This window comes from Pseudomonadota bacterium, from assembly GCA_041395565.1.
Lineage (GTDB): Bacteria > Pseudomonadota > Gammaproteobacteria > UBA9214 > UBA9214 > UBA9214.
Genome location: JAWLAI010000003.1, coordinates 332,840 through 356,221 on the forward strand (window position 1 = coordinate 332,840; position 23,382 = coordinate 356,221).

General features: G+C 59.2%; 19 protein-coding genes. 12 read left to right on the forward strand and 7 right to left on the reverse strand.

Features of this window, described 5'->3' with window-relative positions; translation table 11 throughout:
• Positions 1–582 precede the first annotated feature (582 nt).
• Positions 583–1,116 carry a hypothetical protein gene (locus R3F42_04840; GenBank protein ID MEZ5541352.1) on the forward strand — a complete coding sequence of 178 codons (534 nt, stop codon included), beginning with the start codon at positions 583–585 and terminating at the stop codon, positions 1,114–1,116.
• 437 nt (positions 1,117–1,553) lie between these two features.
• Complete coding sequence (locus tag R3F42_04845) at positions 1,554–2,153, forward strand: hypothetical protein (GenBank protein ID MEZ5541353.1); 600 nt, start codon at positions 1,554–1,556, stop codon at positions 2,151–2,153.
• Positions 2,154–2,243: 90 nt separating this feature from the next.
• On the opposite strand, the gene R3F42_04850 is transcribed toward R3F42_04845, so the two are convergent.
• Positions 2,244–2,702 (reverse strand): CBS domain-containing protein, encoded by a 459-nt coding sequence (locus tag R3F42_04850; protein MEZ5541354.1) that lies wholly within the window; start codon positions 2,700–2,702, stop codon positions 2,244–2,246.
• Positions 2,703–3,022: 320 nt separating this feature from the next.
• Here R3F42_04850 and R3F42_04855 point away from each other — a divergent pair, with 320 nt between their 5' ends.
• Positions 3,023–4,222 carry a patatin-like phospholipase family protein gene (locus tag R3F42_04855; GenBank protein MEZ5541355.1) on the forward strand — a complete coding sequence of 400 codons (1,200 nt, stop codon included), beginning with the start codon at positions 3,023–3,025 and terminating at the stop codon, positions 4,220–4,222.
• 6 nt (positions 4,223–4,228) lie between these two features.
• On the opposite strand, the gene R3F42_04860 is transcribed toward R3F42_04855, so the two are convergent.
• The 3 genes from R3F42_04860 to R3F42_04870 all read right to left on the reverse strand — a co-directional run bounded on the left by R3F42_04860 (position 4,229) and on the right by R3F42_04870 (position 7,522).
• Positions 4,229–5,884 (reverse strand): helicase HerA-like domain-containing protein, encoded by a 1,656-nt coding sequence (locus R3F42_04860; GenBank protein ID MEZ5541356.1) that lies wholly within the window; start codon positions 5,882–5,884, stop codon positions 4,229–4,231.
• Positions 5,885–6,411: 527 nt separating this feature from the next.
• Positions 6,412–7,026 (reverse strand): ABC transporter substrate-binding protein, encoded by a 615-nt coding sequence (locus tag R3F42_04865; protein MEZ5541357.1) that lies wholly within the window; start codon positions 7,024–7,026, stop codon positions 6,412–6,414.
• Between the two features lie 130 nt (positions 7,027–7,156).
• Positions 7,157–7,522: a sulfur globule family protein gene (locus R3F42_04870; GenBank protein ID MEZ5541358.1), complete on the reverse strand. Its 366-nt coding sequence runs from the start codon at positions 7,520–7,522 to the stop codon at positions 7,157–7,159.
• Between the two features lie 84 nt (positions 7,523–7,606).
• Between R3F42_04870 and R3F42_04875 the strand changes: the two genes are divergently transcribed.
• Together R3F42_04875 and R3F42_04880 are read left to right on the forward strand one after the other, a co-directional pair.
• Positions 7,607–8,767 (forward strand): c-type cytochrome, encoded by a 1,161-nt coding sequence (locus tag R3F42_04875; protein ID MEZ5541359.1) that lies wholly within the window; start codon positions 7,607–7,609, stop codon positions 8,765–8,767.
• Positions 8,768–8,844: 77 nt separating this feature from the next.
• Complete coding sequence (locus R3F42_04880; GenBank protein ID MEZ5541360.1) at positions 8,845–9,222, forward strand: DUF302 domain-containing protein; 378 nt, start codon at positions 8,845–8,847, stop codon at positions 9,220–9,222.
• A 150-nt stretch (positions 9,223–9,372) separates the two neighbouring features.
• Here the strand turns inward: R3F42_04880 and R3F42_04885 are convergent, their stop codons facing one another.
• Both R3F42_04885 and R3F42_04890 read right to left on the reverse strand, forming a co-directional pair.
• Positions 9,373–11,388, reverse strand: a complete 2,016-nt coding sequence (locus R3F42_04885) for an ankyrin repeat domain-containing protein (protein ID MEZ5541361.1) — start codon at positions 11,386–11,388, stop codon at positions 9,373–9,375.
• Between the two features lie 16 nt (positions 11,389–11,404).
• Complete coding sequence (locus R3F42_04890) at positions 11,405–12,706, reverse strand: NAD(P)-binding domain-containing protein (protein MEZ5541362.1); 1,302 nt, start codon at positions 12,704–12,706, stop codon at positions 11,405–11,407.
• Positions 12,707–13,121: 415 nt separating this feature from the next.
• On the opposite strand from R3F42_04890, the gene R3F42_04895 reads away from it, so the two are divergent.
• From R3F42_04895 to R3F42_04905, 3 genes are read left to right on the forward strand one after another with little or no spacing between them, the layout of a single operon-like run.
• Positions 13,122–13,835 carry a hypothetical protein gene (locus tag R3F42_04895; protein MEZ5541363.1) on the forward strand — a complete coding sequence of 238 codons (714 nt, stop codon included), beginning with the start codon at positions 13,122–13,124 and terminating at the stop codon, positions 13,833–13,835.
• Positions 13,836–13,848: 13 nt separating this feature from the next.
• Entirely contained in the window at positions 13,849–14,793 is a 945-nt protein-coding gene (locus tag R3F42_04900) for a hypothetical protein (GenBank protein ID MEZ5541364.1), read from the forward strand.
• 5 nt (positions 14,794–14,798) lie between these two features.
• Positions 14,799–16,376 carry a cytochrome C gene (locus tag R3F42_04905; GenBank protein ID MEZ5541365.1) on the forward strand — a complete coding sequence of 526 codons (1,578 nt, stop codon included), beginning with the start codon at positions 14,799–14,801 and terminating at the stop codon, positions 16,374–16,376.
• 279 nt (positions 16,377–16,655) lie between these two features.
• On the opposite strand, the gene R3F42_04910 is transcribed toward R3F42_04905, so the two are convergent.
• On the reverse strand, positions 16,656–17,381 hold the full coding sequence (locus R3F42_04910; protein ID MEZ5541366.1) for a hypothetical protein: 726 nt from the start codon (positions 17,379–17,381) through the stop codon (positions 16,656–16,658).
• 235 nt (positions 17,382–17,616) lie between these two features.
• On the opposite strand from R3F42_04910, the gene R3F42_04915 reads away from it, so the two are divergent.
• The 4 genes from R3F42_04915 to R3F42_04930 all read left to right on the forward strand — a co-directional run bounded on the left by R3F42_04915 (position 17,617) and on the right by R3F42_04930 (position 23,316).
• Positions 17,617–18,852 carry a cytochrome c3 family protein gene (locus R3F42_04915; GenBank protein ID MEZ5541367.1) on the forward strand — a complete coding sequence of 412 codons (1,236 nt, stop codon included), beginning with the start codon at positions 17,617–17,619 and terminating at the stop codon, positions 18,850–18,852.
• On the forward strand, positions 18,824–19,099 hold the full coding sequence (locus R3F42_04920; GenBank protein ID MEZ5541368.1) for a hypothetical protein: 276 nt from the start codon (positions 18,824–18,826) through the stop codon (positions 19,097–19,099). Before R3F42_04915 ends, R3F42_04920 begins: the two co-directional genes overlap by 29 nt.
• A 129-nt stretch (positions 19,100–19,228) precedes the next feature.
• Positions 19,229–20,422, forward strand: coding sequence for a cytochrome c3 family protein (locus tag R3F42_04925; protein ID MEZ5541369.1), 1,194 nt, complete (start codon positions 19,229–19,231; stop codon positions 20,420–20,422).
• 434 nt (positions 20,423–20,856) lie between these two features.
• The gene (locus R3F42_04930; protein MEZ5541370.1) at positions 20,857–23,316 is read left to right on the forward strand and encodes a tetratricopeptide repeat protein; all 2,460 of its coding nucleotides are present in this window, start codon (positions 20,857–20,859) and stop codon (positions 23,314–23,316) included.
• Positions 23,317–23,382 lie beyond the last annotated feature (66 nt).

A 23,382-nucleotide genomic window follows, 5' to 3' on the forward strand; every position in this document is an offset into this window, starting at 1 on the left:
GGCGCCGCATGTCTGGCCCAAGGGCGGTTTCTAACCGCATGATATAAATATAAATGCATATCTTGGTCGCGGTGTGCATGCTCCCGGGAGGTGCGTGCGCAAGGTCACGCGCCAGCCAATTCCATGCCTGTTGATGCAAATCAAGACCTTTGTTCAGCAGATATAGAATGCTCGATAGACGGGGTGTGACAGCCGTAGGATATGGTGCGCAGGAGCAGCCTGCGCGTGGCGCAGCGATGACTTGCATGGCTGCGGATATATCCAACGCCGGCCGTGCGCGCCGGTCCGGGCGGCCGTCGTTACCGCATGCGCCGCGCATCCAAGGACGCGAGGCCGGCGCCTCCTCCGCGTCGCTGTAACGGGATTTTTACTGAAAATCTTCTAAATCATGCCGTTACAGGGTAAGGCGGGAACGCTGCGTCGTGATCCGGATATTGTCGTCTAAACCTTTGGTAAACAGATTGTTACCTGACTGTTATTTGACTGGGCCGGAAATAAGGCATATTAATTATCCTGCTGTGTCGTGAGCCGGCCATTCCTGATGGTTGCGGGCGCATACATTGCCTCTTATGGTGCATGGGTATGAGTGACAAGATAATAAATATCGACAAGCAGAATGATGACAGCAAGAGCCGCGACGTCGTGATCGATGGCGATGCCATGGACCGTTTTGCGAATGCGTTCGAAGCCAGTGCACGTCGATGGGAACTGATCGTCTACCCCGCTATGCTGGCATTCGTGGTGCTCGCTGCCTACGGCTTTTTCCTGATCTATACCTTGAGCAAGGATATCCATGTCCTGGCGCAGGGCATGGATCCCGATATGGGCAAGAACCTTACGCATATATCGGAGAGCGTCATCTACCTGTCGGAAAACATCCGTACCATGACGCGACGTGTACACAACATGTCGGAGTCCGTTGAATACATGTCGAAGAAGATGGATGCACTGGAACACCTGGAGCCCATGCTGGTCAATATGCGTGGCATGAATGCGTCCATGGCCGAGGTAAACCGCAATATGCAGCTCATGAATGTTACCGGTGACATCATGCGTCGTGAAATGAACAACATGGGTCGTCCGATGGACTTCATGAACAATTTCATGCCGTGGTAGCCGGCAGCGTGCAGCAGCACTGCTGCACATAAGGAATATCCGGTGGTGCAGGTTCGGGACCAGTCTGTGGTTGCCGCTGTGCTGCCGGATCTAACATGACAGTCAAATAAGAACACGAGGAGAAGTTTATGTCGCTGAAGCCCTTAATAATTGCTTTGTCAGGAATACTTGCATTGGCGCCGGTCTATGCCGAGGATGCTGTGCAGGTTGCCGCTCCTGCCGCTCCTGCCGCTCCTGCCGCTCCTGCCGCTCCTGCCGCTCCTGCCGCTCCTGCCGCTCCGGCCGAACCGGCCGCGGCACCCGCTGCAGCAGAGGTGCCAGCGGCAGCCGTTCCGGCCGAGCCGGCTGCGACAGCCGCCGGAGCGGATTCCCAGCCGGGCGAAGCTGCCGCTGCAGCTGCCGAGACAGCCGTCGAGTCGGACGCGACCGATGCCGGCATGACGGCAGGAGACGGTGAGCCGGCTCCGGCGGAGAACCAGCTCGACCCGGAATTGCTGCAGCACCAGGAGGAGATGCGCGCACGCCTGGCAGCTCGCCGCGAGGCCATGCAGCAGCAGCGCGAGGCACGCCAGGAGCAGGCCCGGCAGCGGCGCGAGGCCAAACAGCGCTACCTGGATACACAGATGGACGCGTACCTGAAAGAACAGGAAGACCGTCAGTCACGTGAGATCACGCGCCTGGAATCCATGCGTGACCGAGCTGAAGAACAGCACAACTATCTGGTTCAGCACAACGAAGAATTGCTCGAGAAGGCACTTCAGCAGCAAATCGATACAGCGAACCGGTACGAGGAAAAGCGCAAGGAAGCTGCGGAACGCCGCAAGAAGCTCACTTCCTTCCGGGCCGGCATGAAAGACATGACGCCGGAAGAGCGTCGTGCCTACATGGAAGAGCATCGCGCCGAGTTGTTCGGCAGCGCGGACGATACGCCGTCCCCGGCGCCGTATCACGTGTCGCCGATGGCACCGCCGCGAATACCCAATCCCTACCTGCTGCCCATGGGGTCGGCACCGGGTCCCTACCGGGCGCCGCAGTAAGCTGTATCCGATCGGCCCGGCCGTCAGTGGGACGGCCGGGCGGGTCAGCATATGCGCGCCGGCGACGAACCGGCGTCCCGGAGCTTGCACTCAGCAGGGCTGCGAGCGTTTGGAAATTTCCTGTTCTGTCTCGCGTGTGGTGATCGTGGCCAGCAGTGAGAGTTCCTGGCTGAGCAGGCCAAGCAGATCATCCAGCGCGATGATGCCGGCGAGATCACCGTTATTGCTGATAACCGGTACGCGCCGCACCCCGCGGCAGCGCATGCGCTGGGCAACGTCAAAGACGTTTTCGTCCTCGGTTACCTTCAGTAGGGTGTAGGTCATGACATCGCCCACCATGACGCTCGTGGTCGGGACATCCTTGGCGATCACCTCTATCACGATATCCCGGTCGGTCAGGATGCCCGTCGGTCTGGTATGTCCGGCAGCTTCCTCGACGACGACGAGGCAGCCGACGTGATGTTCGCGCATCAGCCGGGCGGCTTCCAGCATGGACATGTCTCGTGTTGCCGTGACGACGTCACGGTTGCAGAGTTCTCCGGCCTTCATGATGAAATCCTCGCGCGCGCAGGCAGATGGGCTTGGCTGTGGGCGGAAAAGTATATTGTCTGCGCACACGGCCTGGTTTTGATCCAGGTCAACTGCCGGTGCCGGTCGAACGCGCGCGGGATCGATCTGCATCTTGAATGTGTTGCGACAGGTGGCGCGCTCTGACCGTGTCGTCCGTGCTGGTGTCGGGGCGGGAAATCACCGTCACCTAGACTGCGGTCGTGCCGCTTTGTGGATCGCTATTTGCCGGATTTTTCATTATAAAATGGCCTGGCAGGCCGATATGCTCGTAATGTGTGGGGGGATGCGCTGTCCACGGCATGTACTGGCTTTCCTTCAAAAAGAAGCAGGAAAAACAGGTCACTGGCTTGATTCTGCCTGGTGGCGGGGCGCGTAATGCCTATCAGGCGGGCGTGCTCAAGGCCATTGCCGACATGCTGCCGGAGGACGTGGAGAATCCGTTTCCGGTCATTTGCGGAACTTCGTCGGGCGCGCTGAACGCAGTCCTGCTGGCGAGCAGTGCCACTCGCTTTCGCGAAGGCGTGGACCGGCTCTGGGGCATCTGGTCCAATTTTCACGTCGGCAAGGTTTTCAGGGTGGATGGCTGGACCGCACTGGTCAGTGCCTGGCGCTGGGCAACGACCTTTCTGCTTGGCGGTTTGGTCAAGCAGCAGCCAGCGTCGGTACTCGACAACACGCCATTGCGCGAATTGCTGGAACGGCATATCCGCTTCGCCCGTATTCAACAGGCGATTGACAGCGGTGCGCTGCGGGCGATATCGGTGACGGCGTCCGGTTATACCAGCGGTCTCTCGGTCAGCTTTTTCCAGGGTGTCGCCGACCTGGTGCCCTGGAAGCGCACCCGCCGGCGCGGCCAGCCGACCGAACTCACGCTCAATCACCTGATGGCGTCATCGGCGATACCTGTCCTGTTTCCCGCGGTCAAGCTGCGTAACGAGTATTTCGGCGATGGTTCCATACGGCAGACTGCGCCGCTGAGCCCGGCATTGCACCTCGGCGCGAATCGCCTGCTGATTATCGGTGTCAAGAATACCCGGCAGGATCTGCCGCCGGACGATGAACGCGACATCCGCTACCCCACCTTCGGGCAGATTTCGGGTTACATTTTCGACAGCCTGTTCATGGACAGCCTGGATGCGGATATCGAGCGCATGCGCCGCATTAACCACACCATTACAGAAACCAAGGAAAAGCGCGTTGTCTACGGCGGGACCCAGCTGCGCCAGATCGATTATCTGGTCATATCGCCGAGCCGGGACGTGCGCGATATCGTAGCCAAGTACATCAGCAATTTTCCCCGCTCCGTGCGTATTCTGCTCAAGGGCATCGGTGCGCTGACACGCGAGGGCCGGCCGCTGATGAGCTACCTGATGTTCGATGCTCCGTTCTGCAAGGAACTGCTCGATCTCGGCTATCAGGACGGCATGGCGGCCAGGGAGCAGATCCTGCGCCTGATCGGATACGAGGACCTGATCGGGGAAGAAGAGGCGACCGGCTAGCCGCGACTAGCGATGTAACCGGTCCTGGCGGCGCCAGCGATCCACAATATCGTCAACATCCAGGTCCATGGGGCCGGTACACCAGTGCCGGAAGAAATCGACGCTGGAGCTGTTGGGCGGCGGATCGGGTTTGAACAGCTGGACACGGGTCGGCAGTGGCACCGCGAGCCCCATGATCATGGCCTCGCCCTGGCCGAGCGAAGACAGGATGTCGATCAGGTCGCGTTCGGCCTCTGGGACCAGGTCGCGGACGTATTCCTGGTCATCCGGGTTCGTCAGGCGCAGGCAAACGAAAGTGCTGCATTGTGCCAGCACAGTTTCGGAAAGATCATGCGGGCGCTGGGTAACCACCGCCATGCCGACGCCGTACTTGCGTCCTTCCTTCGCGATACGCTGCATGGTGCGCAGTGTGCCCCGGTACTGGACGTTGCCCTCGCGCGGTATGTAGGCGTGCGCCTCCTCGCAGACAAGCAGCAGGGGAAACTCCTTGTAGCGCGGGTTCCAGTAGTTAAACTCGAAGGCAAGTCGACCGATCTGTGCTGTCACCACCGGCCGCACATCGAATGGTACCGAGCTCATATCGATGATGGTGAGTTGTGCCTTGGGCTCACCGAGGCCGACGAAATCGCGCAGCAAACCGCCGAGGGTATCCGACGAGACGCGGTGTCTCGGATTCAGCAGGAAGTCATAGCGCATGTCGTTCATGCGGCTCTGCAGGCGCATGAGGAACTGGTCGAACAGCCCTGCTAGAGGGCCCTTCTCCTTGCCGAAATTCGAGGTGGTTTTGTTCGCCGTCTCGAAATAGCCATATAGTTCCTTGAGCGAGAAATAGACCGGCGAATCGATCGATATGTGACCGATGCCGAGATCCTTGTTGGACTTGTTGCGCAAATCCTGCACGCAGTCGCGCAGGAAGGCTATCTGCGATGAGGCGGAATCGTCCTGGCGGTCGATCAGCAGGTCGACCAGCTCGGAGAAGGTCATGAGCCAGTAGGGTATCTCGAGGTCGCGAGCGTCGATATATCGCGTGGTCTGTTCATCGAAGGAGCACTGCCGGACGCCGCTCTCATCCTCCCAGCTGTACTCGCCGTGCAGGTCTAGCAGAATGATGTGAGCCTTGGGCATGCGCCTGACCGCGCGTTGCAGCAGGTTGGCGACTGTCCATGACTTGCCGGCGCCGGATTGGCCGAGAATGGCCATGTGACGTCCGAACAGGGCGGCCGGATCCAGACACACATCGATCGAGTTGTCGGCGGATGAAACGCCGACGGCATAACCTTGGGCGCGGAATTTGACGAAAATGGACTCCATCTCGTCCCGCGTGATGTTGTGCACTTCCGCGCCGGTTACGGGGTAATTCTTGATGCCGTTCTGGAACACGCCGCCGGTGTTGATCTCGCCCAGCGGTATGAGGTTGATGTTCTTGCTGGTGCCGGAGCCGTTTGCCGCGGGCGCTTCACTGATCGAGGTGACAACGGCCAGGAGCTTGATATCGCCCTGGACGATCGAGACATAGGAGCCGGGCTGACCGCTGAGATCCAGTTCACCCTTGATGGATATGCGTGGCAGGCGCCCCTCGCTGGCGTCCAGCAGTCTTGCGGTCAGCGAGCCGGCCTCAACACGTGTGAGATGGCCAATCAGTGTCTTAGTGTACGGTGTCATTGCCGGTTACCTTCCTGAGAAATCGGTAATGGGCAGCGCCTGCTCTGCGCTATGCCGGTTCAGGAACCCGCACGCATCCGGCCGGTCTTGCCACTGCCGGTAGGTCGGATGCGGGGTTTACTCTAGCATATAGCGGCATGCCGGCCGTCGTTATTGAGTGCCTGTGCCACGCAGGGTGTCGCCGCAGGGGCTTTACGTGGCGCGTCCCGGTGGATCGGGGTGAACCCGGCGTCGGGGCGCCACCAAGCGGCTGCTTCCCGGGCGGTTTAGGTGATATTGGTCAGGGGCTTCCTGGCGGGACCTGCCGGGTGTGGAGTGCAGCGATCAGGTGACGGCAACTTAGCGCCCGGCATGACCGAGCTGTCGCTTCCGCGTCGGTGCGGGCTGGGGCGACACCTGCGCCAAGGCCTTCGTAGGTGAACGGCATGCTTGCGGCGCCTGGAGGGCGCGGACGGCGGGTCGGGGGAGAGTGGCAGGAGGGGCGCGGCTGTCCACCCGCCGGAAGCCGGCGGGCGGTGCCGCTGAGGCTAGTAGCTGCGTGCCAGTTCAGGCTGCATCAGATGACGGAACTGCTTGCGATAATAGACCACGGCGCTGGTGCCTTCCGCCTTGACGTCGAAGATCTTCCACTGGTCTCCGTTTTTATAGAAGCGGAACTCCAGCTTGGTCGGTATGCCGGTCGGCTGCATGATCCAGGCACTGACACGTACATCATTGCCGTCCTGACCGCGTGGGGTGAAGTAGCGGATGGGCTGGTCGGTGTAGGTCACAAGTTTTGATGCCAGCGTGTTCATGAAGGATTTTTTCAGCTGGTCCTGCATAAAGGCGCGTTGCTGCGGTGACATCTGTTGCCAAGCTGGTCCGGCGGCCCAGCGGGTCATGTATTCGAAATCGAAATAGGGTTCGACCTCGGTTGTCATGAAGGCAAGCGCTTGTTCCCGGTCTTCAGCGCGCCCGCTGCGGATAAACTTAGTCAGCTTGTTGACGCCGGCTTTGACGATGGCGTCGGGGCTGCTGGAGGCGAGCTTGTCGGCGTTGTGTCTGGGAAAGCTGCCGGGATAGCCCGGCGGGAAGGGTGCTGCGGTGGTGACTGCTGACAGGGAGAACAGGACGAGAAACAAAGCCAGTCGATGTACTTTCATTGATACCTCTGCGTGTACGCCGGGTGATGGAAAGAAAACAGGCCTGGAAACCAGGCCTGTTTATACATCAGACACACTTGTGTTTCCACCGCTGCATGCACATCCATGTGCATGCCGGTGTCAGGTGTGCTTACTTGCTTTCTGCAGCCGGAGCGGCGGGAGCCGGAGCAACCGGGGCGTAGCCGTAGGGCGCATAGCCGTAGCCGTAACCCGGGTAACCACCGTAGCCGTAGGGGCCGTAACCACCCCAACCGTATGGGCCACCATAGCCATAACCGCGGCCATAGCCATAACCACGGCCATAACCGTGACCACGACCACCACCGCTGAAGCTCATGTCGAAGTCGCCGAAACCATCACCGTCGAACGGACCCCAGTCACTGCCCCAGCCGTCATCCCAAGGACCACCGCCCCACCAGGCGTTGGCTGAAGTCATCGGCAGAGCGGACAGGCCGGCGATTGCAGCTGCGGCCAGAACTGTTTTAACGCTGTTCATTGTGTAACCTCCTGTGAAGACAAATGCTCTAGTGATATTAGGCAACGATATTCTGACGCATGGTGCAAATATATATATTGACCTGTGTCAAGAAGAAAGTATCTTTATCACTATATTATTATTCAGCAAACAACTTATAAGTCAATAGCCAGATGCCGAATAACTGATTTTCCGGTAACAGCATGTCCGGATTTACCACGAGGGCACGGTATGCGAATGATTCTTATAGTATTAATGTTGGCATCAAGTGCGACGCTCATGGCGGCGCCCGATGGTTCCGCGCTTTATGCTGCCAACTGTGCAGCCTGCCATGGCGACAAAGGCGGTGGTGGAGTCGGGGTTCCGCTCTCGCTGCCCTCGTTTCTCGAGAGCATTGATGACAATTTTCTGCACCAGACCATACGGCATGGCAGGCCGGGGCGGGTCATGCCGGCATTTGCCGCGCTGAGTGATGCCCAGGTCGAGGCAATTATCCGCTTTATCCGGCAATGGTCCGACAAGCCTGCGCCGGTGTATCCGGCAGGGGCGGTCAAGGGTGATGCGGTGCACGGTAAGTCATTGTTCGCGACCTATTGCGCTGCCTGCCACGGTGCCGAGGGCGAAGGCGGCAAGGGCACCGGGGTCACGTTCTCGCGTCACCGTGACCTGCCCATCATTGCGCCGGCGCTCAACAATAGCGGCTTCCTGGCCGCGGCATCGGATGAAATGATCAGGCACACCCTGCAGTACGGGCGGGAGGGCACACCCATGCGTTCGTTCCTGGCGCAGGGGCTTTCCGAGCAGGATATCGGCGATCTGGTAAATTTTATTCGTACGTTCGATGGCGGCGCCACGGGTAAGCACGAGTTTCGTGCCGGCGAATCACCGGTACTGACGGCGGAATCACCCTATTCGCTCGAGGACACAGTGGAAAACGTCAAGCAGGCCATAACCAGTCAGAACTTCATCCTCATCAGGACCGATACGCTCGAACACGGTCTGGTGCCGGAGGGTGAGGAGAACCCCCGGCAGATGATCCTGCATTTCTGCAATTTCAAGTTCCTGTTCGATGCACTGGCGGTGGATCCGCGGGTGGGGATGTTTCTTCCCTGCCTGGTCACGGTTACGGAGACTGACGGCCGGGTCATTGTCAGCGCCACCAATCCGGAATATCTCAGTCACCTGTTCAACAATGATGAGCTCGATGACTATTGCAAGCGCATGCGTGGTGTTTACGAGGCAATCCTTGAAGAGGCGACGTTATGAATATGTACCGTTTGAACATGTTACTGGCATGGGCGCTGCTTGTGCTGACACAGCAGGTCGCTGCCCAGGAGATCATCATGACGCGATCCCAGCAACCCTTTCCTGAGACCATGCTGGTGCTGCAGGAGTCGATCAGGGCGCACGGTTACACGGTGTCGCGCGTTCAGCGTATCGATATCGGGCTGACCGGTATGGGTTACCAGACGGATAAATACCGGATCGTCTTCGCCGGTAAGCCCGACGAGATCAGAATGCTGACCGAAAAGGCGCCGCAGCTGATACCCTATCTGCCGCCCAAGATTTCAATCTTCGCCGAAGGTGAGCAGACAGTCCTGGTGACAATCCACCCGGGCGTCTACGCCGGGATCGCCGGTGACGCAATTGATCCAGTGTTCTTCCAACGCTGGGAAAGCGATCTGGAATCCATCTTCCATGATGTCAGCAGTGCCGAATGAAGCCGTTACCCTGCTGACAGATTGACAGGGTGTGGATAAAAAAACGCGGACCAGAGGTCCGCGGAGTGTGTGGGAGATGTTGCCGGCACTTGGCCACAACATGGATATATGTTGCACAACGCCGTTTTTCTAGACGTTGATTCAGATCAACTAAAACCAATCAGATAACGATTTTTTGCCGGCCTTGTACTGGTCAATGATTGCGACGATCTCGTCGCGACCTGCCTTGGTGGCAAGGTCGCGCGCATGTTCGCGATTGTTGTTGCGGATGCGCAGATCGGCACCTGCGGCCAGCAGTGTCTTTACGACGGCGGCATGGCCACGTGATGCTGCAAGCATCAGCGCAGTTTCGCCGATATTGTTCCTGACATCGAGTTTCGCACCGGCCTTGATCAGTGCGCTGACGGCCCGGTCGTCGCCTGCTTCAGCAGCAAGGATCAAGGCGGTGTTGCCGTCGCTGGTACGGTAGTGCACATCGGTCTTGCGGGCCAGCAGCAATTCCACGGTCTCGGCATCGGCGCGTGCGGCCGCAATGGCGAGCAGGGAATTACCCTTGCTGTCCTTGAGTTCTGTGTTGGCGCCTTTGCCGGTGAGCAGGCGAGCGACCCCGGTTTGCCTACTGTCGATGGCGTGCCAGAGGGCTGATCGTCCCTGTTTGTCCGTCCGGTCGATGTCAGCGCGGACTTGCAACAGGGATTGCACGCTTGCACTGTCGCCGTTGCGGGCTGCCTGCATCAACGCTGTTTTGCCGTCATTGTCGGCAATGTCGGGGTTGGCTTTGCGGGCGAGCAGGGTCCGCACCAGTTCGGCGTCGCCGTTCCGCGCCGCGAGGTACAGGGCGCTGCAGTTGTCCGTGCGCACGGCATTGATGTCGCCACCCCGATCAAGCAGCTGCAGCACGGTCTTGCTGTCGCCGGAAAGGACACCGAGCATGAGGGTGGTGGTACCGTCACCGAGTCTGTTGTCGATCCCTGCGCCGAATTCGAGCAGTATCGATACCACATCGTGATTACCTTTCCAGGCGGCGCGGGAGAGTGCGCTGTAGCCTTCCTTGTCCCGCGCATTGATATCAGCGCCCTGCCTGATGAGTTCGCGTACGATATCCGTCTTGCCGCGCCAGGCTGCCTCAATCAGTGCCGGCATCTGACCGGCATCCGCGCTCCCGGATTGTGCCCGCTTTTTCTGCAGTTCCAGCAGGGCCGCGGCCGATGCCCGTGATTGGGGTACACGATTTTCCGGCACTGCTCCACGAGCGGCCAACAGGTCCAGTATCGCTTTATGCTGCTTGCGATCGGCGATATCGGCTGCAGTCAGGCCGTCACGGTTTTTTACATCGAGTCTGGCGTTCTTCCCGATCAGCGTTTTTGCTACGGCAGCATGATCCTTGCCCGCGGCGATCATGAGCGCGGAATTGCCTTCCGCATCTGTCATATTGATGTCAGCGCCCGCGTCGAGCAACATCCTGACGATGTCGGCATGATCATTGCGGGCTGCGATCTGCAATGCGGTTTCACCACCCTTGTTTTTCAGGTTTGGCTGCTTGCAGGCGGCTACAAGCAGCTTGAATACCGTGGCATTCCCGCGTTCGGCGGCATCCATGAGTACGGTATTGCCGTATTCATCCTGTTCGTCGACACGGGCGCCGGCTGCCAGGGCACGTTTGACGGTGTATGTGTCGGCCTTGATGACGGCGCGGCGCAGGGATTCGGGGTCGGACGCACGTGCCGGCGTGTCCGCTGTTTCCGGTGCGGACGCCGCAAGCTTGCGTTGCGCCATGGAATGACCGTTGTCCGCCGCGCTCCGGTACCACTGCATGGCTGTTGCTGGGTCGGTGGCCGTGCCCCAGCCATTTTCATACATGACGCCAAGGTTGTACTGCGCCTGGGCATGTCCCTGGTCAGCAGCCTTCTGCAGCCAGTGGAACGCGGCTTCGTGGTCTTTCGGGACGCCTGTACCAGCGCGATAGAGCGCTGCGAGCTGGTACTGGGCCTCGGCGTTGCCCTGGCTTGCCAGCGGTTTGATGATCGCAACCGCCTTGTCCATATCCCGCGTACGCACGGCGGCATAAAACTGATCAAGCGCTGGATCGGCCAGTGCCGGCACCTGGATGCAGGCGCAGCTCAGCAGCAGTATGGTAGCGAGCCGGCGGACCCACCGGTTTGCCATGGTGGATGGTGCTGTGTCATTCAGTCCCATATTTAGTCTCAACCTCGATACCGGTCTTCTTCAGGAACGGTGTCGGTAGGACACCGCCGGCGCAGATGATGACTGCATCATTATCGATGGTGACGATATTGCCTTGGTGTTCGATTTCGACGTTCTTCGCCCCGATTTGCTTGACATTGGAAGACATGAGTACATCGAGTTTTCCGGCGGCTTGCAGGCTGGAAACCCTGTTGCGGTTCTTCTGCTTGGCGCGGGAGAAGGAGTCGCTGCGGTAAGATATAGAGACCTTGGTGTCTGGCTGCTCGGCAATGCTCGCTGCTGCGTCCAGCGCACTATCACCCCCGCCAACTACCAGGACATTGTGTTTGCGGTACTGCTCCGGATCGATGAGCCTGTAGACAACCTTGGTTGATTCCTCCCCGGGTACGCCGAGCTTGCGTGGCGTACCGCGTCTGCCGATGGCAAGCAGCACGCAAGACGTGCTGTAGTCGCCATTCGAGGTAGTAACGATGAAGCCGTTGTCACTCCGCTCTATAGATTCCACACGTTCACCGAAACTGATCTCGATACCGGTCTTGCTTATGACTTCGGTCCAGAATTTGAGCAGTTTTTCCTTGGTCACCTCGCGAAAATCCATCATTCCGACCAGGGGGAGTTTGACCGGGGCGGTCATGACGATCTTACCGCGCGGGAAATGCGCGACTGTGCCTCCCAGTGAATCCTGTTCGATGGTCTTGTAGTTCAGTTTGCTTTCCTTCGCACCCAGTGTTGCGGAGATGCCGGCCGGTCCGGCGCCGACAATGAGAACATCGAGCTGCTTTGGCGCCCCCTTGCGGCCGGATTTGACTATGGACTCCATGGCCTGCCGACCCTGCTCGATGGCGTTGCGAATCAGCCCCATTCCGCCCAGTTCGCCGGCAATGTATATGCCGGGAACGTTGGTCTGAAAGTCGGGCGCAACCAGCGGGATATCAACACCGCGTTCTGACGTTCCGAATACCAGCTTGATGGCCCCCATGGGGCAGGCGGTCTTGCAGGCGCCATGACCGATACAGTGTGCCGGGTTGATCAGTTCGGCCTTGTTGCGGATCAGCCCGAGTACATTGTGCTCCGGGCAGGCGCTGATGCATGAGCGACAGCCGATGCAGAGATTCTTGTCGATGAGCGGATGCAGGGAGGCTGGTTGCAGCAGTCCGGCTTCCTGGGCTTCCTGCAGTTCACGCAGGGCCAGGCGCTGCTTGCGCTGGCGCATATACAAATAAGTCGACCAAATGCCGAGCATGATGCTGAGGTAGAAAACTGTCGAGCTATCAAACATATCAATTCTAGTCTCTGCTAAACCCAGTCGTTTAAAAGGGTTTTTTATTTCGAACCGCTTGGCTGGGTATTATCGGGAGAAAATTTGCAATCTTCAATATATGGGAATATATTCCCAAAACGTGAAGTCCGTCACAGTTGCCCTGATGGTGTTTTGGTCTGCTGGGTGAGACTGCTGATGACTTCAGGAAATGTGTATGCGGACGCTAGGAAATGGTCGTCGTGCAGCGGTCTGGTGTGGATCAAGTCCAGAGTTATGCAGCTGGGCGCAACATCCGCCAGGCGAGGATGCAGCCTGACCGGAGGCCATAAGGCTGGCGATTGATTGGACGACATCACGCTGCCACTGACGGCGGACGGCTGCATGAAGTTGAGAATGTCGCGTATCGAGGTACGCGCTGCTGGCGAGAACGAATATGAAGAAAGCCTTGCTTGGAACAATCGCTTTGGTGTTCGCCGCCCTGGGTATGTATCTGGCAGCCGGCGGTGCCGGCTCGGATGAACACGAGTCGCCTGTACAGTTGCAGTCCGTCGATAAGTCAGCAACGTCACCAGGAGCCAACAGCCTGCCATCCGTGGCGGATATGCTCCAGAAGCTGGAGCAGCGGCTCGAGCGGGAACCGGATGATGCGGCAGGTTGGAATCTGCTTGGCCGTTCCTATGAATTTCTCGGTCGACACGAGGAGGCTGGCGCGGCTTTCGAAAAGGCAGCGGCGCTGGGTTACCAGCAGTCTGCCAACGCGCCTGTAGCAGAGGCAGTGATACGCGGTGTTGTAAGGCTTGACCCGGCGCTATCTGGCAAGGTGGTGGGCAACGAGACAGTTTTTGTTTTCGCGCGTGCGGTTTCAGGGCCGCGCATGCCTGTCGCCGTCCTGCGCAAACCTGCGAGTGAATTGCCGTTTGAGTTTGTATTGGATGATTCGGCTGCGATGAATCCAGAAATTAAGCTATCCAGTTACGGCCAGGTGATCGTGGGGGCGAGGCTGACAGCCACGGGTGATGCTGTGGCGCACGAAGGGGACCTGGAGGGCTTCAGTGCGCTGGTGAATGTTGGTAGCGAGGAAGCAGTGGAAGTAACGATAGATCAGTCTGTTTTGATGCAGGTAAATGGCCCTGCAGGAGAGGGTTGATATGTCAGCAACTATGACGACCACCATCCAGGGACGGGTGGCAACGCGCGATAATACTGCGAAACGTGCCGCAGGCAAGCAGCGTAACACGGAGCGTGATGCAAGACTGCGCTCGCTCCTGGGCGACCGCTGGCACACCCTGATGTACTACGTGCTGGTCATTGCTGTGATTGCCTACGGCTGGTTACGGCGCGGCGATGTGTATCTTTCTCCGGAAGATGGTGTCGGTTATGCGCTGGGAATCATCGGCGGCAGCCTGATGGTGTTGTTGCTGCTCTATCCATTGCGCAAACACGTCAGCTGGATGAGAAGGGTAGGTAAAGTCAAGCACTGGTTCCGGATGCACATGATCATCGGTGTATTGGCTCCTGTACTCATTCTCTATCACTGCAATTTCCAGCTTGGTTCGATGAACGGGACAATAGCCCTGTTCAGTATGCTGCTGGTTGCCTCGAGTGGCCTCCTGGGTCGCTATTTCTACACCAGGATTCACTACGGACTTTATGGGCGAAAAGCGGACCTGGAGCGTCTTAACAGTGACGCGATCGTGATCAAGGCCTACATGCACAGGGTTTTTGCTGCGGATCCCGGTCTGCAGGACCGATTGACAATCCTGGAGCAAAAGACACTGCGGCAGCCCCATAGTCTGGTTGGCGGTATCTGGCATATTGCGCATATTTCGGTGCTTTCCCGCTGGTATGCGCTGCTGGCCAGAATGCGGCTGCGGAATGCGCAGAATGCCATCATCCTGCGTGACAGGCTCAATCCAGAAGAGATTCGCAGGCTGCGGATTTCGAGCAGCTACTACCTGCGTCTGTATATGGAATCAATCCGCCGCGTTGCCGGCTTCACATTCTTTGAGCGCCTGTTCGGCTTCTGGCATGTTTTGCATCTGCCGCTGTTCCTGATGATGCTGGTTGCGGGTGTCATTCATGTATACGCAGTCCATTTTTACTGATATCCGTGACCGATGCATTGGCAAAAAAAGCGCTCGCGCTCGTCCTGGTATGCCTGTCGCTGGTGTTGATGTGTGCGATGCGGCAGGCGCACGCCATCGATATCGAATCGCTGGTGATGCCGGGCGAACTGATAGAAGGTCATGCCAAGTACGAGAAGGAATGCAAGAAGTGCCATCGTCCTTTCAGCAAGGAAAGTCAGAGCACTCTGTGTCTCGACTGTCATGAGGAGGTGGCTGATGACGTCAAGGCGAAGCGTGGCTTTCACGGCCTGAGTGGTGCCGGCGATGCCAAGTGCAGTACCTGCCATGAGGATCACCTGGGGCGCGACGCGAATGTCATGAAATTCAGCAAGGAAACATTCGATCATGACGAGACCGACTATCCGCTCAAGGGCATGCATGTCAGCGCTGAATGCGATGATTGTCACGAGCAGGAGAAGAAATACCGCGAGGCGCCGCAGACGTGCATCAGTTGCCATAAGGACGACGATTCACACAAGGGCAATCTGGGAGAGAAGTGTGAAGATTGCCATGATGTGAAAAGCTGGAAAAAGCAGGATTTCAATCACGATGAGACGGATTTCAAGCTGCGCGGGAAGCACGAGGACGTTGCATGCAACAGTTGTCACGCAGGGCAGCGCTACGAGGGCACGCCGGATACCTGCGTGGAATGCCATTTGTTGAGTGATGTGCATGCCGGTAGATACGGCAAGAAGTGCGATGACTGTCATCGGGAGTCAGGCTGGAAAAAGATCGTGTTTGACCATGACAAAAACACCGATTATCCCCTGACCGGAAAGCATGAAAATGTCGCCTGTGATACATGCCATGGTGGCAATCTGTTCGACGAGGATATCGGAACAGACTGCATTTCCTGCCATCGCAATGACGATGAGCACAGGGGGCAGTACGGTGAGAAGTGCGACTCATGCCATCGCACGGATGGCTGGGGCAAGGTCAAGTTCGATCATGACAGGGAAACTGATTTTCCATTGCGCGGGAAGCATGTCGACCTGCTGTGCAGCGCCTGCCACAGAGGTGAGCTCGAGGACGAGACGCTGGGCGTAGAGTGTGTGGACTGTCACAAGGACAACGATGTGCATGCGGGAAAGCAGGGCAAGGAATGCGCGAAATGCCATAACGAGAAGAGCTGGTCGGAAAAGATACGCTTTGACCATGACATGACGCGATTCCCGCTGATCGGCCTGCATGCGGTAGCGCCTTGCGAGGAATGCCACCTGTCTGCCGTGTACAAGGATACGAGTGCGGACTGCAATGATTGTCACGGCGATGACGATGTCCACGAGCGTAAACTGGGAATAGCCTGTGCACTGTGTCACAACCCGAATGCCTGGGCGCTCTGGGAATTCGATCATGACAGGCAGACGGAATTCAAGCTCGATGGCGGTCACAAAGGGCTTGTTTGCGAGTCGTGCCATACACAGCCTGCCAAGAACAAGGTCAGGCAGAGTTCGTCCTGCAATTCCTGCCATCGCGACGATGATGTGCATGAAGGCAGATTCGGGCGCTTCTGCGAGCGCTGCCACAACACCGAGTCATTTGAGACAGTACAAATGAGATAGAGCCCGGAGCAGCGGCAACCAGACTCCAGGGGGGTAAAGTATGATTTGCGTGCCCGCGAAAAATCGAATCGAAGATCTGTCATCGTCCTCACGCAGGACTTGGTCGAGGCTGACTGTTGCAGTCTTGCTGGGGATCATCGTCGCCACACTGTATGCGGGTGCCGGATACGCCCGTGACGAGGTTGTTGCAGAAGGATATGTTATCAGGCTCGCGTCAACCAGCCGCGGCTTCGATGACGATGTTGTCGGCGACCTCGATCTTCCCAATGTACAGCGCGCCTACACGACCACCTTCAGTAAGGATGGCCAGGAATGGCAGCAGCTGCGGCTCGGATTTTTCAGCACCAAGGCTGAGGCCCTGGCGGCTGCCCGGTCGCTGGCGGACCGTTTCCCTGGTGCGCAGGTCACCACCGTCTCCTCGCTCGACCGGAAGTCCGCTGTGACCCGGGCATTGTCGAGCAAGGCCGCGGTGCCGGCCATGCCGCCGGCCGCTGTCGCGCAGGTGGCGGCACCGGCCATGGAGAAAGCGCCTCCCGCCACCGGCGGTCTGCGTGAAAGTGTAAGCGGCTTCTTCAGCAAGCTCTCGCCAGCCAACTGGTTTGGTGGTAAGAAGCAAGGTGCACGATCGGAAAAATCCACAGTATCGGCACCGGCGCCTGTAACGCCAGGCAAAGCGCCTTCTGTACGGCAGGCGAATTCAAACACTAAACCACCGATGGCTTCCGCTAACGGGCGCGCCGCCGTTGCAACAGGCGCAGTCGGGGCCGTTGCAGTGCCTGCGCCAGCGACAAGGCCGTTGCCGGCGACCGCGGGAAGGGCGTTGCCCGCGGTGATGCATGCAGATACCGGGTCCGGTAGTGTCACCAAGGTTGCCGCTGCCGAGCCCGGCGTGACTGCAGGCAGTACGGCTACGGCACCTGTGGCGGTTGCACCGGCGCAGGAGAAGTCATTTTTCGGCAGCCTGAAACAATTATCACCGTTGAACTGGTTTTCAAGCGATACCAAGACAGCCACCGCGACAGCGGCCAGCGGCGGTGGTCTGGTGAAGGTTGCGGCAACGACTGCAGCTGCTGCAAGTACCCAGTCGGGTGGTTTCGATCATGCGACCACGGGATTCGTGCTGGAAGGGGCGCATGCAATTGCGGATTGCTCCAGTTGCCACTTGCAGGGTGTGTTCCGTGGCACGCCAACGCAGTGCGTTGCGTGTCATTCGGCAGGCAGTCGCATGTCCGGACAGAGCATGTCGGCAGACCATATAAAGACCATGCCTATCTGCGAGGAATGTCACACAAGTCAGCAGTGGGTGCCGCTTTCGAGGATGAATCACGATGTTGTGACCGGGAGTTGCGCGAGCTGCCATGACGGCAAGAAGGCGACCGGAAAATCGCCAGGTCACATCAGCACCACACAGGACTGCGAGACCTGTCATACGCCGTTCAGCTGGACCACTGCCGTATTTGACCACAGTGGCGTCCAGCCAGGCAGCTGTTTCAGCTGTCACAACGGTTCGCGCGCTACAGGTAAGAAAGCGACGCATGTGACCAGTTCCAACACCTGCGACGAGTGCCACAGCACCAGTGCCTGGATTCCGGCGCTGTTCGACCATGCCGGTATCACGGGCAGTTGTTCAACCTGTCACAACGGCAGTACCGCTACCGGCAAGAACGTCGCGCATATCAACACGAGCAATAACTGCGAAGCCTGTCATGCCACAAACGTCTGGAAGCCGGTCGTGCATCCAGATCATGCCGAGGTTGTCGGTACCTGCTTCAGCTGTCACAACGGCAGCACGGCGGGTGGCAAGACCACGAATCACATTGCCAGTAGCAATACCTGCGACGACTGCCACAACACCTCATCTTGGGCCGCAGTCACGTTTGACCATTCTGGTGTGACGGGAAATTGCTCGACATGCCATAACGGGACTTCCGCGACCGGCAAGAACAGTGCGCATATCAATACCACGAACAGTTGTGAATCCTGCCATGGCACGACGGCTTGGACGGGGGTGCAGCATCCGGATCACAGTCAGGTCCTGGGCACCTGCTTCAGCTGTCACAACGGCTCGGTCGCCTCGGGCAAGTCGAGTAATCATATAGCCAGCAGCAATACCTGCGACGACTGCCACAATACCAATACCTGGACCTCGGCGGTGTTCGACCACAGCGGCGTAACCGGCAGTTGTTCGTCTTGCCATAACGGGACTTCCGCGACCGGCAAGAATAGCTCGCACATCCAGACCACGAACAGTTGTGAATCCTGCCACAACACGACAGCCTTCGCCCCGGCGCTGCGGGTCGACCATGCCGACGTGCTCGGGACCTGCTTCAGTTGCCACAACGGCACCATGGCAATCGGCAAGTTCCCGACGCACATTGCCAGCAGCAACACCTGTGACGACTGCCACAACACCACGTCCTGGACCTCGGTGGCTCGACCACAGTGGCGTGACCGGCAACTGCGCGTCCTGCCATAACGGCAGCTCCGCGACCGGCAAGAACAGCACGCACATCCAGACCACGAGTGCCTGCGAGGATTGCCACAGCACGACGACCTTCGCGCCGGCGCTGCGGGTCGACCATGCCGACGTGCTCGGGACCTGCTTCAGTTGCCACAACGGCACCACGGCAATCGGCAAGTTCGACGCACATTGCCAGCAGCACCTGCGACGACCGCCACAACACCACGTCCTGACCTGGTGGTGTTCGACCACAGTGGCGTGACCGGCAACTGCGCGTCCTGCCATAACGGCAGCTCCGCGACCGGCAAGAACAGCACGCACATCCAGACCACGAGTGCCTGCGAGGATTGCCACAGCACGACGACCTTCGCGCCGGCGCTGCGGGTCGACCATGCCGACGTGCTCGACCTGCTTCAGTTGCCACAACGGCACCACGGCAATCGGCAAGTCTTCGACGCACATTGCCAGCAGCAACACCTGCGACGACTGCCACAACACCACGTCCTGGACCTCGGTGGTGTTCGATCACAGCGGTGTGACCGGCAGCTGTTTCTCCTGCCATAACGGCAGCTCCGCGACCGGCAAGAACAGCACGCACATCCAGCACCAACACCTGCGAGGACTGTCACAGCACGACGACCTTCGCGCCGGCGCTGCGGGTCGACCATGCCGACGTGCTCGGTACCTGCTTCAGCAGCCCAACGGCACCACGGCAATCGGCAAGTCTTCGACGCACATCGCCAGCGGCAACACCTGCGACGACTGCCACAACACCACCTCCTGGACCTCGGCGGTGTTCGATCACAGCAGTGTGACCGGCAGCTGTTTCTCCTGCCACAACGGGACTACCGCGACCGGCAAGAACAGCACGCACATCCAGACCACCAACACCTGCGAGGACTGTCACAGCACGACGACCTTCGCGCCGGCGCTGCGGGTCGACCATGCCGACGTGCTCGGTACCTGCTTCAGCTGCCACAACGGCACCACCGCGCCCGGCAAGTCCGCCAATCACCTGGCCACGAGCAATACCTGCGACGATTGCCATACCACGAATGCGTGGACACCTGCGGTGTTCGATCACAGCGGCGTGACATCCCCCTGCTCGACCTGCCACAACGGCACCACCGCGACCGGCAAGTCGCCGACGCATATCCAGACCTCTGGCCAGTGCGACGACTGCCATACCACCATTGCCTGGATTCCTGCGAGTTTCGACCACAGTCTGGTCACGGGTTCGTGCTCGAGCTGTCACAACGGCACCTCGGCGACCGGCAAGGCGTCGAACCATTTCACGACCACGCTGCAGTGCGACGAGTGCCACAGCACCAACAACTGGACACCGCTGATCTTCGTGCACAGCGGCGGCAACTATCCGGGCGATCACCGCGGCAACCCGCCCTGCAGCGCCTGCCATACCAGCAACAGCCAGGTCATCCCCTGGCAGTTCCCGGCTTACCAGCCGGATTGTGCGGGTTGCCATGCCAACCAATACAATGCTGGTGATCACCGTAACCGCTCGGTCAGTGTCGACCGCGATTGTGGCGCCAGCGGCTGTCACCGGGTCAGTGCCAGCAGCTTCTAGGCACCGTGGGTGAGGCAGTGCGATGGTTGGCCTTAGACGGCTGCGGCAATGGCTTCCGCCCGCACCATATGGCGGCTGTGACATAGTGGCGCGGGGCATGCGGCGTAACGGCATGTGCGCGGATGCTGGCCTTGTACCAATACGGGATATACTCTGCAGGCGCCGGTTGGTTACCGGGCGGTGCGGACAAGTCACGTAACGCAGCCGGATGCGAGGGCCGGCGGATGGAATCCCGCGGCATCAAGATGGGCGCACGCGTTGCGGCCGGCAGGCAGTCCAGTCACGGCGCGGGTGGCGTGAACCTGCGGAACCGGCACGATTCCCGGATGATGTCGGGTGAAGTGTTTACATCAACCAGATCTAAGAGAAAAAACATGACAAGCGCGAGGAGACTACGGCCAGGCCTGGCCAGGCAACTGGCAGGATTCATACTGATGCTGTGTGCGGCGGCGGCTCAGGCACGCATCAGTGTGCTGGATCACGTGGACGTGACGCACGCCGAGGGTTATTCGACGGTGCGGCTCTACATGAACGTCCCCATGCAGGTCAAGCGATTCGCGCCCGAACGATCCGGGGATTTCATCCGCATTTTCGTCGAGCCGGTGGCAACGCTGGGTGCCGAGGCGGATGTGCTGTTCGGCGACGAAACCATCCAGTGGAGCGCGGATGAGGAGGTGCCGCTGACGGAAATCAGCTATGAGAGTTCCGGCTTTGCGACCGCCATCGTCAATCTCCAGTTCGAGGAGGAGGTCGAGTTCGAAATCCCGCCCAGCCCGGATCTGCGTCAGATCGCGATAACGGTGCGTCACAAGGGCGCTGCGGTGCCGGATGTCCGTGAGCCGGTCATGCGTGGCGGTGAGGCAGGTGCCGCCGCCAGAACCTTCTCCTATGCCATTAACCTGGCGTCCTCGATGCAGCCTTTCACCGCAGCCGAGCTGCCCGAACTCGACATACTCCAGGTCTACCGGGTCTATACCACGGAATTCCAGAAGGACGGCAAGCCCTGGAGCCGGTTGCGGCTTGGCTTTTTCTCCAGCAAGGAGGAGGCCGAGCAGGTATTGCAGCAAATCGGTCCTTATTTCCCGGGTGCCTGGCTCACCCGTGTCTCTCCCGAGGAAAGGGAGGAATCCGCCGCTACCGCGATGGACGGTAGTACTGCCCGTGTGTCAGCGCGCAGGGCCGAGCCGGCACCACCGCCAGAGCCGAGTCCGGCCGCCCGGGTTGGCGGGCGCGTCACTGCTTCGGAACTGGAAAAGATGGGCGAGGTCATGGCCGAGGCGGAACGGCTGATGACGGACAAGGATTATGACGGCGCGATTCGCCTCTATACCAAGGTGCTCGATTATCCGGAGAACGCCTCGAGCCGCGATGCGCTTGAATATCTCGGACTTGCGCGTGAGCGCAAGGGACAGCTGGCACAGGCCAAGGCGGCGTACGACAGTTATCTGGAGCGCTATCCTGAAGGCGAGGGGGCTGACCGCGTCAAGCAGCGACTGGCCGGACTGGTGACGGCGACCAAGGCACCGAAAGGCAAGCTGCAGGCGGCCAAGGGCCGCGAGACGACAGGCGCCGAATGGGATGTGTTCGGCGGCTTTTCGCAGTTCTATCGTCGCGACGAGAACACCTCGCAGCTCAATGAAGACGAAAAACTGACGACCGTGACCCAATCGTCGCTGTCGTCCGATCTCGATATTACCGGGCGTCTGAAAACCGGCGATTACGAGCTGCGCACCCGTTTCGCCGGCGGTTATCTGTACGATTTTCTAAATAGCGGCGAAGACAGCGAGACAACGGTGAGCTCGCTATACTTCGATGCGACCAACAGAAACAACCGGCTGGCCATGCGGCTTGGCCGCCAGTCGCGCAGCACCGGTGGCGTGCTCGGGCGCTTCGATGGTCTGCTGCTGGATGTGCCGCTGACCCGCAAGCTGAGCATGGCTGCCACGACCGGTTTTCCGGTCGACTCCTCGCGTGACGGGTTCGACAGCAGTCAGTACTTCTACGGCGTCAACTTCGAACTTGAGGATTTCCTGGAGGGCTGGGACGCCAGCGCGTTCTATATCGAGCAGAAGGCGGACACCATACTCGACCGGCGCGCCGTCGGCGGTGAACTGCGCTACTTCGATGTCAATCGCTCGTTCTTCACCCTGGTCGACTACGATATCTTCTATCAGATCGTGAACACGGCCCAGCTGCTCGGTAACTGGACCACCGCAAGCAAGACCACATTCAACATCGTGCTCGATTACCGCAACAGCCCGATCCTGACGACCAGTAACGCTCTGCAGGGCGCGCTGAATCCGAACGACAACATCACGCCGCTCACCACCATCGAGGAAATGCTGGTGTTCTTCACCCAGGATGAACTGTTCCAGTTCGCCCAGGATCGGACAGCCACCGCCAGGCTCGGAACGCTGGGTGTCTCCAGGCCGATAACCGAGAAACTGCAGGTCAGCGGCGATGTCACGCTGTCCAAGCTATCCGATACCGTGTCATCGGGCGGTGTCGCGGTTGTGCCCGGCACCGACAACGAGTTCTATTACAACCTGCAGCTGATCGGCAGCAACCTGCTGAAGGAAGGCGATGTCACGATCATCGGGCTGCGCTTTATCGATGCGACCACCTCGGATACCACCTCGCTGTCTCTCAATACTCGCTATCCCGTGACCCGCGACTTCCGGGTCAACCCGCGCTTCAGGGTCGACTTCCGCAAGAACGATGACAACACGGAGCAGTTCATCTATCGCCCCTCGGCACGGCTCACCTACAGCATCAAGCGCCGTTTCAGGCTGGAAGGCGAGCTGGGCGGCGAATGGTCAGACCGCGAGATCGTGGCGGGATCGTCCAAATCGAAGAGCTGGTTCGTCAATCTCGGCTATCGGGCAGACTTCTGACCACCGTCGCGTGCGAGGAAGGATGCGGGTCAGGTGGCCGATCAGACAGCGGCAGTCGCTGCGCGT

Coding starts and splice junctions, on each gene's coding strand:
- R3F42_04915 (MEZ5541367.1), top strand. CDS start 17,617: ATGTCGGCAGACCATATAAAGACCATGCCTATCTGCGAGGAATGTCAC.
- R3F42_04885 (MEZ5541361.1), bottom strand. CDS start 11,388: ATGGCAAACCGGTGGGTCCGCCGGCTCGCTACCATACTGCTGCTGAGC.
- R3F42_04890 (MEZ5541362.1), bottom strand. CDS start 12,706: ATGTTTGATAGCTCGACAGTTTTCTACCTCAGCATCATGCTCGGCATT.
- R3F42_04870 (MEZ5541358.1), bottom strand. CDS start 7,522: ATGAACAGCGTTAAAACAGTTCTGGCCGCAGCTGCAATCGCCGGCCTG.
- R3F42_04845 (MEZ5541353.1), top strand. CDS start 1,554: ATGACGGCAGGAGACGGTGAGCCGGCTCCGGCGGAGAACCAGCTCGAC.
- R3F42_04850 (MEZ5541354.1), bottom strand. CDS start 2,702: ATGAAGGCCGGAGAACTCTGCAACCGTGACGTCGTCACGGCAACACGA.
- R3F42_04900 (MEZ5541364.1), top strand. CDS start 13,849: ATGACGACCACCATCCAGGGACGGGTGGCAACGCGCGATAATACTGCG.
- R3F42_04930 (MEZ5541370.1), top strand. CDS start 20,857: ATGCTGTGTGCGGCGGCGGCTCAGGCACGCATCAGTGTGCTGGATCAC.
- R3F42_04840 (MEZ5541352.1), top strand. CDS start 583: ATGAGTGACAAGATAATAAATATCGACAAGCAGAATGATGACAGCAAG.
- R3F42_04895 (MEZ5541363.1), top strand. CDS start 13,122: ATGAAGAAAGCCTTGCTTGGAACAATCGCTTTGGTGTTCGCCGCCCTG.
- R3F42_04865 (MEZ5541357.1), bottom strand. CDS start 7,026: ATGAAAGTACATCGACTGGCTTTGTTTCTCGTCCTGTTCTCCCTGTCA.
- R3F42_04860 (MEZ5541356.1), bottom strand. CDS start 5,884: ATGACACCGTACACTAAGACACTGATTGGCCATCTCACACGTGTTGAG.
- R3F42_04855 (MEZ5541355.1), top strand. CDS start 3,023: ATGTACTGGCTTTCCTTCAAAAAGAAGCAGGAAAAACAGGTCACTGGC.
- R3F42_04880 (MEZ5541360.1), top strand. CDS start 8,845: ATGACGCGATCCCAGCAACCCTTTCCTGAGACCATGCTGGTGCTGCAG.
- R3F42_04925 (MEZ5541369.1), top strand. CDS start 19,229: ATGCCGACGTGCTCGACCTGCTTCAGTTGCCACAACGGCACCACGGCA.